At 40.0% G+C, this 16,681-nt stretch carries 11 protein-coding genes and 2 pseudogenes; 9 read left to right on the forward strand and 4 right to left on the reverse strand.

The genetic code is table 11. The annotated features are described in order from the left end of the window. Positions 1-1,111: 1,111 nt before the first annotated feature. Positions 1,112-1,594, forward strand: coding sequence for a tellurite resistance TerB family protein (locus ACFE90_RS13845; protein WP_375501379.1), 483 nt, complete (start codon positions 1,112-1,114; stop codon positions 1,592-1,594). 62 nt (positions 1,595-1,656) lie between these two features. Further along, complete coding sequence (dacB, locus tag ACFE90_RS13850; protein ID WP_375501381.1) at positions 1,657-3,120, forward strand: D-alanyl-D-alanine carboxypeptidase/D-alanyl-D-alanine-endopeptidase; 1,464 nt, start codon at positions 1,657-1,659, stop codon at positions 3,118-3,120. Positions 3,121-3,136: 16 nt separating this feature from the next. Here the strand turns inward: dacB and ACFE90_RS13855 are convergent, their stop codons facing one another. Beyond that, a complete protein-coding gene (locus ACFE90_RS13855) occupies positions 3,137-3,640 on the reverse strand; it encodes a GNAT family N-acetyltransferase (protein WP_375501383.1) in 504 nt (167 codons plus the stop codon). 570 nt (positions 3,641-4,210) lie between these two features. On the opposite strand from ACFE90_RS13855, the gene ACFE90_RS13860 reads away from it, so the two are divergent. Beyond that, positions 4,211-7,441, forward strand: coding sequence for an efflux RND transporter permease subunit (locus ACFE90_RS13860; protein WP_375501385.1), 3,231 nt, complete (start codon positions 4,211-4,213; stop codon positions 7,439-7,441). A gap of 101 nt (positions 7,442-7,542) precedes the next feature. Continuing rightward, entirely contained in the window at positions 7,543-8,976 is a 1,434-nt protein-coding gene (locus ACFE90_RS13865; RefSeq protein WP_375501387.1) for an efflux RND transporter periplasmic adaptor subunit, read from the forward strand. A gap of 55 nt (positions 8,977-9,031) precedes the next feature. On the opposite strand, the pseudogene ACFE90_RS13870 reads toward ACFE90_RS13865, so the two are convergent. From ACFE90_RS13870 to ACFE90_RS13880, 3 genes and pseudogenes are all read right to left on the reverse strand, one after another. Beyond that, positions 9,032-9,159, reverse strand: a pseudogene (locus ACFE90_RS13870) (FAD-dependent oxidoreductase); the annotation flags it as partial. Positions 9,160-9,420: 261 nt separating this feature from the next. Then, positions 9,421-9,999 carry a hemerythrin HHE cation-binding protein gene (locus ACFE90_RS13875; protein WP_375501389.1) on the reverse strand — a complete coding sequence of 193 codons (579 nt, stop codon included), beginning with the start codon at positions 9,997-9,999 and terminating at the stop codon, positions 9,421-9,423. 98 nt (positions 10,000-10,097) lie between these two features. Beyond that, positions 10,098-10,829, reverse strand: coding sequence for an alpha/beta fold hydrolase (locus ACFE90_RS13880; protein ID WP_375501391.1), 732 nt, complete (start codon positions 10,827-10,829; stop codon positions 10,098-10,100). A 415-nt stretch (positions 10,830-11,244) separates the two neighbouring features. Here ACFE90_RS13880 and ACFE90_RS13885 point away from each other — a divergent pair, with 415 nt between their 5' ends. From ACFE90_RS13885 to ACFE90_RS13905, 5 genes and pseudogenes are all read left to right on the forward strand, one after another. Next, positions 11,245-11,685, forward strand: coding sequence for a helix-turn-helix domain-containing protein (locus ACFE90_RS13885; RefSeq protein WP_322709861.1), 441 nt, complete (start codon positions 11,245-11,247; stop codon positions 11,683-11,685). A gap of 19 nt (positions 11,686-11,704) precedes the next feature. Continuing rightward, entirely contained in the window at positions 11,705-12,535 is an 831-nt protein-coding gene (locus ACFE90_RS13890) for a PIN domain-containing protein (protein ID WP_375501393.1), read from the forward strand. A 58-nt stretch (positions 12,536-12,593) separates the two neighbouring features. After that, complete coding sequence (locus ACFE90_RS13895) at positions 12,594-13,640, forward strand: zinc-dependent dehydrogenase (protein ID WP_375501413.1); 1,047 nt, start codon at positions 12,594-12,596, stop codon at positions 13,638-13,640. Positions 13,641-13,827: 187 nt separating this feature from the next. Then, complete coding sequence (locus tag ACFE90_RS13900) at positions 13,828-15,096, forward strand: inorganic phosphate transporter (RefSeq protein WP_375501395.1); 1,269 nt, start codon at positions 13,828-13,830, stop codon at positions 15,094-15,096. 803 nt (positions 15,097-15,899) lie between these two features. After that, a pseudogene (locus tag ACFE90_RS13905) lies at positions 15,900-16,681 on the forward strand (hypothetical protein); the annotation flags it as partial.

Below are 16,681 nucleotides of genomic sequence, written 5' to 3' on the forward strand. Positions count from 1 at the left end.
CTCCCCGACGGATTGGGGAGGGAATTAGATTCTTGTTTCCCCCCAATAAACGGGGGGATTAAGGGGGGTAATTTGACTTGTGTATAAACACTAGGTCTTTAACTCTGACTTTTCACGGGATTTGGAAAAGGGACTCTAAATCCGAATAACGGAAACTTTATAGGGGATTGCCCCAAAAAAATCCCCGACTTTTTAGAAAAGCCGGGGATTTTGTTTTTTTACTACTTATTGAATTAAAATCTGATGGATCAAAATTTATCAGTAATTTTTTCAATAATTTTATCTAAACTTCATAATTTGACTAAATTCAATAAGCAAAATCCGCAATTACTTACTCAAAAGAAGCTTTGACTTACTCAAAAGAAGCTTTTGCTTTCTGATTTTGGTGTTTTCCGCAAGTAAAAGAAGCTTTGACTTACTCAAAAGAAGCTTTGACTTTCTGATTTTGGTGTTTTCCGCAAGTAAAAGAAGCTTTGACTTTCTGATTTTGGTGTTTTCCGCAAGTAAAAGAAGCTTTGACTTACTCAAACCCCAGTTTGCTTTTTGATTTTGGTGTTTTTTGCAAATAAAATGCCATTTCGCTTTTTTAAAATGGTTGATTTATCAGAGGATGTCTGAGAAGTATTAAATATTTTTCGATCTCCCCTAATACCATTTCACGAAAAATTTGATGCAGATGTAAACCCTGAAAGCCTTGCTGCATATAAGTTTTTTAATTGCGTTAGCGTAGCGTAAAGCCTTCGGCATAGCTTCGCTTAGAGCGAGTCCGCGAGCGTCATTGCGTAGCTTGCTTCTCGCCTTTGGCGAGTATTGCGAATTGTGAATTGGTATAACCCCCCTTAAAAAAGCGTGTATACACAAGTCAAATTACCCCCCTTAATCCCCCCTTGGAAAGGGGGGAAATTAGAAAATCTATCTAGTTCCTTGATCGCTCAAGGCAACTTAATCGTTTTTATACGCAAATGAATATATTATCTGCGTATTTTTAATGAAAATAAATATTCATCCCAATGTATATTTCCGCATTCTTTTGGGAATCCTAAATTTAGGGAGCATTATAAACCACAAGGTATGACTTCCTGAAATAGCACGTAATTTTTAGAGGATAATTATGTCTAAACGCAAATTGCCCAAAGGCCGTAGTATTAGTTCAGTTGCTCTAGAACCAGAAGTTGCGATCGCAATTCTTGGACTTTTTTCCGCAGCTGCTGACGGTGAAGGTATTTCTTCAACCGAAGAATATGCTTTAAGTGAATTTCTCGGTCGGGTTGACTTATTTGAAGATTACTCTGACGAAGACTTTGAAGAATTGACCGAAAAAGTCGTTAGCTTGATAGAAGAAGAAGAACCAGAAGATTTAATCGCCCAGTCCATCGAATCCTTACCGAATAAAGCTTATCGTGAAGCTGCATACATCACCGCTATCTTAGTAGTAGGGATTGATGAGGAAGTACCCGAAAATGAACAAGATTATATTTCTGAGCTTCAAGAAGCCTTAAAGATTTCAGACAAACGCGCACAAGAACTTATAGACGGAGTGTTCGCGGAAGAGGAAGAGGAAGAGGAAGAAGACGAAGAAGAGGAAGAGGAATAAGAGTATTAATTTACTCCCGTCGAACTAAGATATTATCATCAAGTAGTTTTAAGAACTATCTGATGACCAGAAAAACTTCTCTTGGCTTGATGCTGCTGTTTCTGGGTACTCAAATTGGTATTACCCAGCCAGCAGCTAAAGCAGAAACCCCAGTTGCACCAACAACTACCACAAAATCAATTTGCTCTACCCAACTGGGAACAGCTATAGATGCTGTAATCAATCGTCCCTTATTTAGTCGGGTGCGCTGGGGAATTTTAGTACAACCCCTATCAACAGGGCCAATTCTTTACAGTCGGGATGCTCAAAAATATTTTACTCCCGCGTCTAACCTCAAATTGCTGACAACAGCAGCTGCATTGCAGCAATTGGGTGCTAATTTTCGGATTCGCACCTCTATTTATCAGAATGGCAATGGTGTTTTACGGGTTGTCGGTAGGGGAGATCCCAGCTTAAGTGATAGTCAACTGCAAACATTAGCACAGCAGCTAAAACAGAAAGGTATTACTCAAATTCAGCGATTGATAGCTGATGATAGTTATATTCAAGGTGATATTGTTAACCCCACCTGGCAATGGGAAGATGTGCAGTCAGACTATGGCGCACCAGTCAGCAGCTTTATTCTAAATCAAAATATTTTTAGCTTGAAACTTGTACCGCAGGCTGTAGGTAAATCTTTACAAGTGGTGTGGACTGATCCTGGCGAAGCGAGACAGTGGCGGATAATTAATCAGTCAATAACCGTTGCCCAAAATCAACCAAGCTACGTCAATGTTACCCGCGAATTATCAGGAACAGTATTACGAATTCAAGGACAACTGACAACGAATTCTGAACCATCTTTGATAGATTTACCTGTAGTTGACCCTAATTATTACTTTTTACGGCGCTTCCGTGCAGCTTTGGCAACAGAAAAAATTCCTTTGGGACAAATATTAGTAGCAAATGGTAGTCTTAATCAAGAGGAAATAGCATTTGTAGAGTCGCCACCTTTATCTGAATTATTAATGGAAACTCTTCAGAATAGTAATAATCTTTATGCTGAAGCCCTATTGAGAGCATTAGCTGTAGAAAAACCCAAACTGAAAAATCAAACTAGTGCTGATGTCGGTTTGGAAGTTGTCAAGGCGAGTTTAACTAAATTGGGAGTTGATCCAGCAAATTATATTTTGGTGGATGGTTCGGGTTTATCACGGCGTAACTTAGTGACACCAGAAGCTTTTGTACAAACTTTGCGAGGAATCGCAAGAACACCAACAGCATATATATATCGCGCATCTTTACCTGTGGCTGGTAAAAGTGGAACCTTGAAAGACCGCTTTCAAGATACACCTGCTGAGGGGATTGTGCAAGCAAAAACAGGTACGTTAACGGGTGTAGTTTCTCTATCTGGATATATTAATGTTCCTAAATATGAGCCGTTGGTTTTTAGTATTATCGTCAATCAATCGGAACAACCTACAACAGTTGTGCGGCAGGCAATTGATGAAATTGTTGTGTTGTTAACGCAGTTGCAGCGTTGTTAATATTATTACCATCCAATTAAACAACAGGTTTAGTAATTCTGAGTCCCATGATTACTAAGTCCCGTTCAAGGCTGTCAATTTCGGCAACTTTAGGTAAATGTCCCCAAGGTTGAAAACCAAATGTTTCAAAAAGTTTTAAACTTGGTTGATTGTGGGCAAAAATAAAGCATAGTAGAGTCTTTAAACCCAAATTAGGGCTTTCATTAATTGCTTGTGTTAATAGTTGTTGTCCTAAACCACATCGATGGAAGCCAGGGGCTATGTAAATACTAATTTCGGCAGTTTTACTATAGGCGGGCCGCCCATAAAAGGATTGGAAACTCAGCCATCCAGCAATTACTCCCTCTACTTCGATTACCCAAAGTGGGCGTTGTGAAGGCGATCGCGCCTTAAACCAAGGAAGGCGACTTTCCACGGATACTGGCTCTAAATCAGCGGTTGCCATGCCACTAGGAATTGCAGCATTATAAATTGCCACAATTGCAGGCAAGTCAGTTTCAGTCGCATGGCGAATAGTCATTGCTACCGTCTCGGAGAAAATCTTAAGAAAATATTCAAAAATAATACAGCGTTACGCAAGCCGAAACACACCTTCTCTCTTAGAAAAAGTGGTATCGTAGCGCTGCGATCGCAATCCTCGTCAAAATCATCCACAAGGGTTAGCTTGCAAAGTTTGTTTTATCCTAATATGGCTCTCATTTTGTAATTCACCTCTATAAATCAGCTTCGCTCACATTACTGTATCAAATACTACGTCTTGGTTTAAGTGGAATATAGGATCTTGCATTTTACACAGGTGTATGCAAAGATAATTTCACATAAAATACTGCAAGTCTATCAATTTTTGGTAGTAACTGATGATTAATGCTTGCGTTTGAATCTAGCTGATTGCAAATAAAAGCGTTCAGCAAATATTAATTTGGCAATAAATCAAGGGAATTCCAAGAAATAAATTATCCCGCTTGAATTTGTTGACAATTAACTGTCAACAGTTTGCAACAAAGAATTTCAATCGGATATTTTTTATTTGAAAGTCCCTAAAAAAATTAAAACTGTAGTGTAAATCGCCCTGATTGAAGAAGAAAGAATAATGTGGATTGTTAAACTTGCTCTTCGTCGCCCCTACACCTTTGTAATTACTTCTATACTTATTTTTGTCTTAGGAGTAGTTACTATTACGCGCATGGCAACGGACATTTTTCCAGAAATTAATATTCCTGTTGTCAGTGTAATTTGGTCTTATGGTGGTGTATCACCAGAAGAAATGGAACAGCGTATTGTTACAAGCAGTGAACGCTCTTTTACAACCACTGTTAATGATATTGAACACATCGAATCACAATCACTCAATGGTGTTAGTGTCATTAAAGTTTTCTTCCAACCAGGAGCAAAAATTGAAGCAGCAGTAGCTCAACTTACCTCTAATACTCAAACAATTCTTCGAGCTTTACCTCCAGGAATTATGCCTCCTTTAATTATTCGCTACAATGCGTCTAATGTGCCAATTCTTCAGCTAAGTGTTAGCAGCACATCACTATCAGAGCAAGAACTTTACGATAACGGCAATAATTTTCTGCGGACTCAGCTAGCGACTGTTCAAGGTGCGTCTGTACCGTTACCTTATGGAGGTAAACCTCGGCAAATTATGGTAGATATTGACCCGCAGGCGCTATTTGCCAAAGGTCTTTCAGCTACAGATGTCACAACCGCAATTAGCGCCCAAAATCTGATCTTACCTGGGGGAAATGCAAAATTAGGCGATCGCGAGTATAGTGTTCGACTCAATAGTAGTCCCCAAGTCTTAGACGCGTTAAACAATTTACCCATTAAACAGATTAATGGAACTGTAATTTATATACGTGATGTTGCCCAAGTCCATGACGGCTTTGCAGTGCAGAACAATATTGTTCGTCGAGATGGGCGACGTTCTAGCTTATTAACTATTCTCAAAAGTGGTAGTGCTTCAACTTTAGATGTTGTAGCTAGAGTCAAAGAAAGACTACCAAAAATTCAAGCCACATTACCCAAAGAATTAGATTTAGAAATTTTATTTGACCAATCTATATTTGTTAAAGCTTCCATCCACGGAGTATTAACCGAAGGATTGATTGCAGCTTGTTTAACTGCTGCCATGATTTTATTATTCTTAGGCAGTTGGCGCAGTACTTTAATTGTGGCAATTTCCATTCCTTTATCAATTCTTTGTTCTATCATTGCTTTGCGATTGATAGGACAAACTCTGAATATTATGACCTTGGGAGGTCTATCTCTAGCAGTTGGGATTTTAGTTGATGATGCCACAGTAGAAATTGAAAATATCCACCGCAATTTGGGACAAGGAAAACCTCTGCAACAAGCTATTTTAGATGGCGCACAACAAATAGCTGTTCCGGCTTTTGTTTCAACGTTGGCAATCTGTATTGTTTTTATCCCGATTGTCTTTTTAACAGGAGTAGCACAATCGCTATTTATGCCTTTAGGAATGGCGGTTGTTTTTGCTATGCTTGCCTCCTATCTCCTGTCGCGTACAGTAGTACCAATGTTGGCAAAGTTTCTGCTTGGTAAAGAACTACATCTTTATACTGAACATGAAAATTTAGATAATAACGGTAATGGTCATGTAATTCCTAAAAAAGATATTTTCTGGCGAATTCATGAGCAGTTTAACCGCCAATTTGAGAAATTTCGCCAAAACTATCGAAATACTTTAGCCAAAGCTCTAAATCATCGCGGTGTAGTTTTTGCGATGTTTGGTGCTTTTTGGGTAAGCGCCTTAGTTTTACTACCTTTTGTCGGTCAAGACTTTTTTCCTCAAGTAGATGCAGGTCAGTTTCGGTTGCATGTCCGCGCTCCTGCGGGAACACGACTTGAAAAGACAGAACAGATTTTTACTCAAGTTGAAAATGAGATTCGCCAGGTTATTCCTGAGCAAGAATTAGAAATTATTCTTGACAATATTGGTTTACCTGTAGGTGGAGTAAACCTTGCTTTTAGCGACACAGCAACCATAGGGCCTGGTGATGGAGAAATTCTTGTCGGTCTCAAAGAAGGTAAACATCATTCTACTTGGCAATATGTTAAACAACTACGCCAAAACTTAACCGCCCAATTTCCTGAATTAACTTTCTTTTTCCAACCTGCGGATATAGTAACTCAAATTCTCAATTTCGGTTTACCAGCACCTATTGATATTCAAATCATAGGCCCCGCTAAGAATCGTCGAGATAATTACAAAATTGCTAACCAAATCCAAACCCAAATAGCTCAAATCCCTGGAGCAGTTGATGTTCATTTACATCAAGTTGTTAATGCCCCAGACCTACGTATTAATGTAGATCGTTCTCAAGCACAACGCAGCGGTTTAACTCAACGAGATGTTGCCAATAACCTACTTACATCATTAAGTTCTAGTGGTCAAACATCACCCAATTTTTGGCTTGATCCTATCAAAGGAGTCAGTTATCTAATAGCAGTACAAGTTCCTCAGTACAAACTTAACTCACTAGAAAAAATTCAGAATACTCCTGTAGCTAACGGTTCTAACTCGTCACAACTTTTAAGCAATCTTGCTGTTGTTAAACGTGGGAAAGCTGCTGCTGTTGTTAATCATTACAACGTACAGCCTGTATTTAACATTTACGCCAATGTTCAAGGTCGTGATTTAGGTGGTGTAGCCAGCGATATTTATAAAATAGTTGGACAATTTCAGCAGAAGTTACCACGTGGAACGTCAATTATAGTGAAAGGTCAAGTAGAAACGATGAATTCATCTTTTCTAGGATTAGAAGTAGGATTGATATTTGCTATTGGATTAGTTTATTGCTTAATAGTAGTCAATTTTCAATCTTGGATTGATCCATTCATTATTATGATGGCACTACCAAATGCTTTAGCAGGAATTGTCTGGATACTATTTATAACTAACACGACTTTTAGTGTACCTTCTTTGATGGGTGCAATTATGAGTATTGGGGTTGCTACTGCCAATAGCATTTTGCTCGTCACCTTTGCTAATGAGCAACGTCTAATAGGGGAAAAAGCTGTTTCTGCGGCTTTAGCTGCTGGTTATACCCGTTTGCGTCCAGTGTTAATGACTGCTGGGGCCATGATTATGGGGATGTTACCAATGTCTCTTGGTTTAGGAGAAGGTGGTGAACAAAATGCTCCTTTAGGACGTGCTGTAATTGGTGGATTATTAGCAGCAACAGTGGCAACTTTAATTTTTGTACCTGTAATTTACAGTATTTTGCGCCGAAAACAATCCCAAAATTTAGAGGAAGAACTATCTTCTACGATTAAATTAACTGTAGCCAATCGATAAATTATTCGTGAATAATAAGATCTCCGACTTCTTAGATAAGTTTGGAATCTGAGAGCTACTTAGATTTTCATAAATCAACAAATGCAATCGTAAATCTACATATGGATACTCAAGAAAACACCCAAATCGAGCGTTCCGATATTACTTCAATTGCGGCAAAATCCCAAAAAAATCATCTCAGTTTTGTTACCATTATTGCTACGACTACTTTTGTTGTTGCTGGGCTTTTAGCATTTGGTATTATACCTCGCATACAACAGCAATCAGAATTAAATGCTTTCACTAAATCTACAAAAAAAAAAGGTTCTCCGGTTAATGTAGTTAAACCCAAACTAGCGGCTAATTTTACAGAATTAGTCCTACCTAGCAGTATTCAAGCAAGCCAAGAAACCACAATTTATGCCCGTACTAGTGGCTATTTACAAAAGAAATTAGTAGATATTGGCGATCGCGTAAATAAGGGGCAGCTATTAGCTATAATTGATGCGCCTGAAATTGACCAGGATGTACAGCAAGCTCGTGCAGAATTAGCAAAGTCTGAGGCCAATATTTCTCAAGTTCAAGCAGATTTAGCACAAAAGCAAAGTAATCTTTCTCAAACAAAAGCTAACCTCAAAGCAAGACAGGCAGAACTAGTCGAAGCACGTACTAACTTAAAATTAGCACGTCAAACTTGGCAACGTTGGCAATTACTTCAACAGCAAGGAGCAGTGACTACACAAGCTGCTGATGAGCGTGAAAGTGCTTTTAATGCAAGTCAAGCTAATGTAGATACTTTAATTGCTCGCGTTAATTCAGACCAAGAAGGTATAAATACTGCTCTTGCAGCTATTAATTCTCAAAAAGCTAACATTAATGCTTTTGTTGCAAGTAAAAATGCTACTCAGTCAAATTTACAGAGGATAACAGTTTTACAATCATTCAAACAAATTGTTGCTCCTTTTGCAGGCGTAATTACTGCTCGTAATATAGATACAGGAGCTTTAATTTCTGCGGGTAGTAATAATAACAGTGGAAATTCTTGGTTATTTAAGGTTGCTCAGACAGATAATTTACATATCCGAATTAACGTTCCTCAAGCTTCTGTTCAATCAGTTCACCCTGGACAAACTGCGCTTGTTCGTGTTCGTGAACTACCGAAAAAATCTTTTTCTGGTAAAGTTATTCGTACTGCTGATGCCTTAGATGCCACCTCTAATACCCTTTTAACTGAAATTGAAGTACAGAATTCAGATAATGTGTTGCGTCCTGGAATGTATGCTGAAGTGACTTTTAAGACTGAACGTGCCAATCCACCTTTGTTAGTACCAGCTAATACCTTAGTGATTAATGCAGATGGTATACAAGTAGCTACTGTGACAAAGGAAAACAAAGTTAAGTACAAAAAAGTAGAGTTGGGAAGAGATTATGGTACTGAAGTTGAAGTAGTCTCTGGTTTAAACCCTAATGTTAGGTTAATTACTAATCCTACGGATGCTCTCCAAGAAGGTAAATCGGTTCAGGTACTTGCATCCAAGCATAAGATTAAGAATTAAGGGACTAACAAAAAAATAATCAATCGCTGAGTGAGCAGTTCTTGAGTAAGGGGAGCAGTATTCCCCCCAACCAAGGAAATTCACTCACCAGACTCGTCTTGGCTTCCCGTCGCGCCACTTGGATAGCAGCCACAGTCCCTCCGTTCCCCCACTGACAACTAAGACATCAACTGTATATAGCAGTCAGCTTTGATTTCTGAATTCATTTGCGTAGGCATATCCCAACGACAATTATTTACGCTGACTTAGTTATATCTCTGATTAACCATCCCTTAACCTCACTGGAGTTCCGATATATTCTCCTAAAAAAAAGCGATCGCCTTCCAGTTTTTATCTCAAACTGAGTGCGATCGCGAGCGGATTCCTGAAATCAAAAGAGATTATTAGGATTATTTGTCAATTAGTACTTACCCTACTAGAAGTCAAGGCAGTGTTGAGTTAGATTTACTTTGTCAAACCCTCAAACACACCCCTCAAAGCTGCAACAGCATCTTGAGTCCGCGCCCAAACTCCTTGATCTGGGTCTTGACCTGTAAGTTCTCTTGTACCCAAAACTTCCAACACACCTTTCAATTGTTCTTGATGAGCGCGATTTTCAAAGTTCACTTGATTGAGCGGCCCAATAGCTTCTTTCACGTCATCACCTACTACCTGAGCAGCTTTATGGATAATTAAACCAGTCATTACGGCTTGGTGCTTAATCCTTTCGTGAATAGAAAACTTTTGGTATAGTGTCAGCTCATCTCCATCTATTATCCGGTTTACTTGCTCAACGTACTGCCCGATAGTGTCTCTAGGCTGGGCTGAACCACCACCAAATTTTGAAATAACTCCCTCAATCACTGTCAGGTTTTCTTGGTCATCTTTGAGAAAGTCGTTTAGGCGTTTGCTAATTTCTTGATCGTTGCTTACAGCAGGTAGTACCTTTCGTTCATTAGAAATTAGCAACTCTTGTATAGCTTTCAAATCTGCTAGCTCTGTAGCGATCGCGCTACGCTTGGTATCATCTAAAGCCACAACCATTTCTAGACTTGCCTCAAATAAATTAGGATACTATTAACCTCTCACATTTATTTTGCTCAATAAATCATTCTTGAGATATATTATCATTATATTTATGCCTAAAGTCGCAAACAGGAATACAGCGAATCTGATACCCGGATAAACTTCCAGAAGTCGAGTAGCTGTTCTCCTACAAGCTGATACTGGGAAAAGTGAAAGAAATGCCCTCCTTCTAAACAAGACCAGAGGCGATCGCCCTCCTTCAAATGCGATCGCCATCCTTGCAGTGCCTCTGGTTCCACAACAATATCGTTTAAGCTACTACAAACCATCAAAGGTACTGAAACTCTGTTTGCCTTTATACTCACCTTCTCAAACAGAGAATGAGGAGAAAGCGAACAATCTAAGTCTTGCTCTAGAAGATGTGTCAAAATCTTGAGAGTGCGTTTATCCTGAAAACCAAACAAGTTGTAAACCATATCAGTCAAAAGCTTTTGGCGACTTAAAAACTGACGGTGCATATAGTAATGAGCTTGCCAATCAACCGCCGCATCAACACCCACGGCTAATAGCGTCAAAGACTTGACTGTTTCTGGATAGCGACGGCTATAGAGTAGCCCTAGTAATCCTCCTGTACTATGACCAATTAGGTGAACAGGTCGATTGCAAGATTTGAGGTAGTCATGAAGCAGAACAACAGCAGCATCTAGTGAACTTACTTCATCTTGGCTTTGGCAATATTTCCACTCTTGGATTGTCACTAGATCGGACAAGTAACGAAGTAGTGGTTGAGCAAAGTATTGCAAACTAGGGCTTGTATTTAACCAAAGAACATCCGGCAGTTTAGACATCCTGATTTTCCTGTAAATAGAATAAACTCTCAATTTGCTAATTAAGAATTTTTGTAACTAATAATCACAAGTTGCTATATCTGAGTCCATGTGATTTTTCCAGCCAGACTTACCAGTGTGTCAAACCTCTTGTAAAAGCTTATTGATAAAGATATTCAATATATTTTAGAAAAGCTTACAGCATTAGGAAAATTATTGCAAATAATTGTTGTTAGTGTATCAATACCGTTTCTCTATATCACACAAATTTCCCCGCCTATCAGCGCCCCTTCTTGGGAAGGAGAGCCACTGCTCCATAGTCGCAAAGGCTAAAGTTATTTTATTTTTCGGATATTTCGTTTATGTAGTGTGTATTATAAGATAGTGAATAGAAGTGACGGCGTAACGTCCCACAACACAGGAGCAAGTAATCACGATGTCCAGGCATAGCGTGCTTTCAGAGTCTGTAATATCTCCACAGCTAGAAGCTCAATCTATCGAACTGGAGCGCATACTGAGCGTTAAAGGTTCCCAGCCAAAACTGGTAGGAGCTAACGGAGAAAAAATTACCATTCCTGAACCGATTTATCAAGTGCTACTTCAAGTTGTCCACGCAATGGCATCAGGTAAGGCTATATCTATAATTCCTCAACAACAGGAATTGACAACACAACAAGCCGCTGAGTTTCTTAATGTATCACGCCCATACCTGATCAAGTTATTAGAACAAGGTGAAATTCCTCACATTAAGGTGGGTTCACACCGACGGGTTCGTTTTGATGATTTAATGAATTACAAACAGCAACGGGATGTGAAACGCGATCAACTCTTAACTGAGCTAACTCAGATGAGCCAAGAAGCAGGATTCTACGAATAGGAGTAATTCAACCAACAAAATGGCTGAACAGCTTGTTCTCTTAGACTCTTGTGTTATGTTCCCCATGTACCTGCGTGACATTCTACTTCGTTGTGCTAGGGCTGGTTGTTATTTTCCTTATTGGTCACAAGAAATTCTTGATGGTGCAACTCGCAACCTTGTAATTACACAAAAGATGTCAGTTGAGAGAGCAATGAAGCTTGAGGCGACAATTAAAGCAGCCTTTCCAGAAGCAATGATTGAAGTACCAGATGGGTTAGCTGAGGTCATGACAAATCACCCTGGCGATCGCCATGTTCTGGCTGCTGCTGTAACAGCTAAGGCTAATATAATTGTTACTTCAAATCTCAAAGATTTTAAAGAAAAGGATCTGAGGTCTTGGAATATAAAAGCCAAGCACCCAGATACCTTTCTTACTCACCTTTACGATCTTGACCCAGATTCTATACTTCAAGTAATGCAGCGATGGTCTCAAGATTTAAAAAAACCACCTCTGACTTTTGTCGAGCTACTTGATCTGCTCAACAAGGAAGTACCAATATTCGTCAGCAAGGTTTTATGGCATGAATATAGCCAGAGTGTTTTCCAAACTGCTAAAAAAGCCTTGGATAAATTAGGCAAGGAGGGACTAGAAGGGGGCCTATATTTTGAGGGAGAGCGCTATCGACTATGGCAGAATTGGGGAGTTGTAACAATTACTGCTAAGGATAACCGAGGGGAGATTCTGCGGCTTCAGAATGGCAAAATTCAAGGAAACCTCTCATCGGCGGATATCAAAGCATTCCAAATATTTGAACAAAGTTTAGAACAAGAACTAAAACAAGCTAAAACACAGAAATCTCAAATTTGATAGCTTAACGTTGACTGCTAATGTTACATCTAGTATCGTTGATCTGGGAAAAACCAACGTGAAAGCACAGGTATTTAGAGGCGTTAATCAACTGTCTTACGAAGATATCGCAGTTCCAACCCTAGAACCAGATGAAGTGCTGGTACAGGTGCGGGTTGTGGGGTTGTGTCAGTCAGATATTAAGAAAATTCGTTATCCACTGTATGAACCGCCGCGCATTTTTGGACATGAAACTGCCGGCACGATCGCAGCAATAGGCAATAATGTCAAAGGTTGGCAAGTTGGACAACGAGTAGCAGTGATGCACCACATCCCCTGTATGCGTTGCGCCTACTGCCTAAATGATAATTTCTCTATGTGCGATGTTTACAAAAACATCTCCACTACCGCAGGCTTTAACGCCAGTGGTGGCGGTTTTGCTGATTATGTCAAGGTTCCCGGACATATTGTGGAAAATGGTGGGTTGATTCCCATCCCGGATAACATCAGTTTTGAAGAAGCGAGTTTTGTAGAACCAACTAACTGCTGCTTGAAGGCAGTCAGAAAAGCTCAAATTGCTCCAGGACAAACTGTATTAGTTACTGGTGCTGGGCCAATTGGGTTAATGTTTATCATGTTGGTGAAGTATTTCGGAGCTAAAGCGATCGCAACCGATTTACTACCCTCTAGAATTGAAAAAGCCTTGAGTGTCGGTGCAGAGGCGGCTTTTGATGCTCGTGATCCCGATTTAACAGCAAAAATCCATGCGCTAACTGGTGGACTGGGTGTTAATATTACTCTGCTGGCTGTTCCTAGTGAAAAAGCTTTCTTTCAAGCACTTGATAGTACCCGCAAAGGTGGCAAAATATTATTTTTCGCCGAATTCCCTGATGAGGTGGAAATTCCAATTAATCCCAATATTCTCTACCGTCGAGAAATTGACTTGATAGGAAGTTATAGCTCATCTTATCGGCTTCAGAGTTTATCAGCTGATATTGTATTTAATCAGCGAATTGATGTGCAAGCATTGATTAGCGATCGCTATCCATTAAAAGATTTATCAGCAGCTGTGGAGCAAGCGATCGCACCTACACCGGACACTTATAAAATCTTAATTTATCCGTAACAGGAAGATTAGGGAGATGGGGGAGTGTTAAAAGTAGAATTTTAAAGCTCAAAGGTTTAACGATGAAGCTCAAAGGTTCAACGACGAAGCTCAGAGGTTCAACCATGAAGCTCAGAGGTTCAAAGTTCACCCTTAAAAGCTCAAGTTTCATCCTCATCTCTCTCACTTTCCCCTTGTCCCCAGCAAAATGCTTATTACCCTACTTTTCGTAGCTCTACTAGCTTTCTACGTCGCCTGGAATCTCGGAGCAAATGATGTCGCTAACGCGATGGGAACCTCTGTAGGCTCCAAAGCTGTTACCCTCAAACAAGCACTGATAATTGCTGGGGTTTTAGAGTTTACGGGTGCTGTGTTGTTTGGACATGAGGTAACGGAAACCCTAGCAACAAAAATTGCTAATCCCGCCTTATTCGCAGCTACACCCCAAATATTCGTAACTGGAATGGTAACGGTACTAATATCCTGTGGTGTGTGGTTGCAAATTGCCACATCACGAGGTTTACCAGTCTCATCTTCTCATGCAGTTGTTGGTGCGATCGCTGGATTTAGTTGGGTAGCTTTGGGAGTAGATGCAATTGATTGGTCATCAATTGGCTTGATCAGCATTGGCTGGGTTTTAACGCCATTATTTAGTGGTGCGATCGCCGCTTTATTCTACAGTCAAATCAAGCACTGGATTTTAGATCAACCCAATCAAGTAGTGCAGTTACAAGAATGGATTCCCTGGTTGAGTACTGCGCTGCTAGGTGTATTTGGCGTAATTGTATTACCATCGCTGACTCAACCGCTAACCAATTTTGTAATTGAGCTTGGTTTCAACATTCCCGCTTACGACATCCCACTGTTAACCGGTGCAGTAGCAGCAGTTGGACTCACAATCATTAGTTGGCGACAATTGGGAGATTTAGGGAAAACAGAAGAGTCTATTCAATCCCCAATTCCTAATCCCGTAGAAAGATTATTCGGTCGATTTCAACTACTAAGTGCTTGCTTCGTCGCCTTTGCTCATGGTTCTAATGATGTGGGAAATGCGATCGCTCCTTTAGCTGCGATCGTCTACATCAATCGCACTGGTAGCGTACCAACAGATGGTATCACCATCCCCATTTGGATTTTAATCCTTGGTGGTGCTGGTATTGTTGGTGGTTTAGCTGTCTGGGGTAAAAAAGTCATCGCCACTATTGGCGAAAACATTATTGCTTTGCAACCTAGTAGTGGATTTTGTGCCGAACTTGCTACTGCTACCACCATCCTCATCGCCTCCCGGCTAGGTTTACCAGTCTCCACTTCCCACGCTCTCGTCGGCGGTGTAGTCGGTATTGGACTAGTGCAAAATATCAAGTCGATTAAGTTTCAAACACTAAAAGGCATTGCCGCCGCATGGCTAATTACAATCCCCTTGAGTGCTGCCCTTAGCGCTGCCATCTTTAGGATTGCCCGGATTTTATTTCTCTAAAAAATTATTAATATTTTCCTAAGTTTTTTATCTACTGTATCTACTCAAAATAGAAGCTAGACTGCAACAACGCCAAAAAAGCGTATTTTTGCAGAACTGCTGCTGATTCATTAGAATGTTGTGCAGGGTCTAGCGTAACTTTGAATTTCCACAGAAAGATACTTTAATCTCCATTTAGAGATATAAACTGTCACACAAGTTACATTCCACACGAATTTACAGTTAATTTTGCAAGCCAAGAAGAGGAAAAGACGCAGGGAGCAGGGAGCAGGGGGGAAATCCCTATACATAATAAATAAATTTATTTGCTCTCAAACCCTTGTGGCAGGGGGAAAGATACTAGAATTCCCCCTGCTCCCCTGCCTCTTCAGTCAGACAATTTTGTGGCAATAATGCACCCATCTGCAAGTCTTTGACAATTACTATTGGTAGCAAAACAATAAATGTTTATTTGGAGTGAGATTTATTTAAAAGTAAAAATCTCATTAGCAAATAGTTGATGTAAATTAAACTGACCAAAACAAAAAAGGTTTGAGTTGAAGCGACTTACAGCTATACGGATAATCCAAAGTCCAAAATCGAATGACAAAATACTTGTCAATCCTGAAGAAAACACTGTGTATTAAGCAGTAAGGTAAATTTGATGCTTTGCCAAGTTGTGTTCAGTATGACAGAATTACGTTGAAATGCGGAAGTGCTGTTAAAATTTTCAATTTATCTGACAAAATACAGGAATTAGTATGAGCGCCAATAAAGTGTACCGGAAGCAGCTTTATCGTCAAGGTGTTAGAGGTTAGAAGCTAATGGGGCGATTCGAGAAGCAACCAGAAAACCCGAGAGTCAGAGGCGAGCTATCCAGAGCAGCAGAAAATGCTCTTTGGGCTGTAGTTGAGGATTTAGAAAATCTTCAGCAAAATGTCCTCAGAGGATTGCAGGAAGACGTAAAGCGACTTCAGTCCGAAAAAAACCGATTATCTGATGATATTCAAAGCTTGGTAGAGCAAAAAGAGCATTTACAACAAGTGCGCCAAATTACTGAGCAGCAAGTGTTAATTCGGCAACTGGCAGAAGTTCTGGCAAAGCATATATCTTCACAACTGCAATCCTCTCTGGCAACTTTAGCTAACCAAACCATAGAGGGCAAGTCTTACGATCAAGCTGCGCTTAAGTCGGCTGAAGTAAGTAGCAATGTAGTAGGTGAAATCAATGAAAAAGTCGAACACATGTTTGACAGCTTGGATGACACCGTTACTATTACCTTTAACTCGCTGCAACAGGAACTGAAGAACTATCAAAGTAATCTTTCCCAACAGTTGTCACGGATGTACAGCCAGCAGCAGCAAGGGGAAACGATTTTGGCGGAGTTTGTTAATCGCCTGCATGGAGAACTCGAAAAAACTATAGAAGAAGCTTCACGCAAACCAGCAACAGCAGGTACACCTACTGTTTTGCAATTTACCGAGCCAGAAAAAAACAGTTCTTTTGAGACATCCTCGCCACAGGTTGGCGAAGTGGTAAGAAATTCCTCTGAGCCAATTTCCCCGATCGCTAATAAATTTTCACCCAGGGAAACGACATCAGAGCC

The organism is uncultured Nostoc sp. (genome assembly GCF_964245445.1).
In the GTDB taxonomy this organism is placed as follows: Bacteria; Cyanobacteriota; Cyanobacteriia; order Cyanobacteriales; family Nostocaceae; genus Nostoc.

What these genes read in the sequence shown, in the direction of transcription:
- ACFE90_RS13890 (WP_375501393.1), top strand. Translation starts at nt 11,705, where the DNA reads ATGGCTGAACAGCTTGTTCTCTTAGACTCTTGTGTTATGTTCCCCATG.
- ACFE90_RS13880 (WP_375501391.1), bottom strand. Translation starts at nt 10,829, where the DNA reads ATGTCTAAACTGCCGGATGTTCTTTGGTTAAATACAAGCCCTAGTTTG.
- ACFE90_RS13875 (WP_375501389.1), bottom strand. Translation starts at nt 9,999, where the DNA reads ATGGTTGTGGCTTTAGATGATACCAAGCGTAGCGCGATCGCTACAGAG.
- ACFE90_RS13855 (WP_375501383.1), bottom strand. Translation starts at nt 3,640, where the DNA reads ATGACTATTCGCCATGCGACTGAAACTGACTTGCCTGCAATTGTGGCA.
- ACFE90_RS13865 (WP_375501387.1), top strand. Translation starts at nt 7,543, where the DNA reads ATGGATACTCAAGAAAACACCCAAATCGAGCGTTCCGATATTACTTCA.
- ACFE90_RS13885 (WP_322709861.1), top strand. Translation starts at nt 11,245, where the DNA reads ATGTCCAGGCATAGCGTGCTTTCAGAGTCTGTAATATCTCCACAGCTA.
- ACFE90_RS13900 (WP_375501395.1), top strand. Translation starts at nt 13,828, where the DNA reads ATGCTTATTACCCTACTTTTCGTAGCTCTACTAGCTTTCTACGTCGCC.
- dacB (WP_375501381.1), top strand. Translation starts at nt 1,657, where the DNA reads ATGACCAGAAAAACTTCTCTTGGCTTGATGCTGCTGTTTCTGGGTACT.
- ACFE90_RS13845 (WP_375501379.1), top strand. Translation starts at nt 1,112, where the DNA reads ATGTCTAAACGCAAATTGCCCAAAGGCCGTAGTATTAGTTCAGTTGCT.
- ACFE90_RS13860 (WP_375501385.1), top strand. Translation starts at nt 4,211, where the DNA reads ATGTGGATTGTTAAACTTGCTCTTCGTCGCCCCTACACCTTTGTAATT.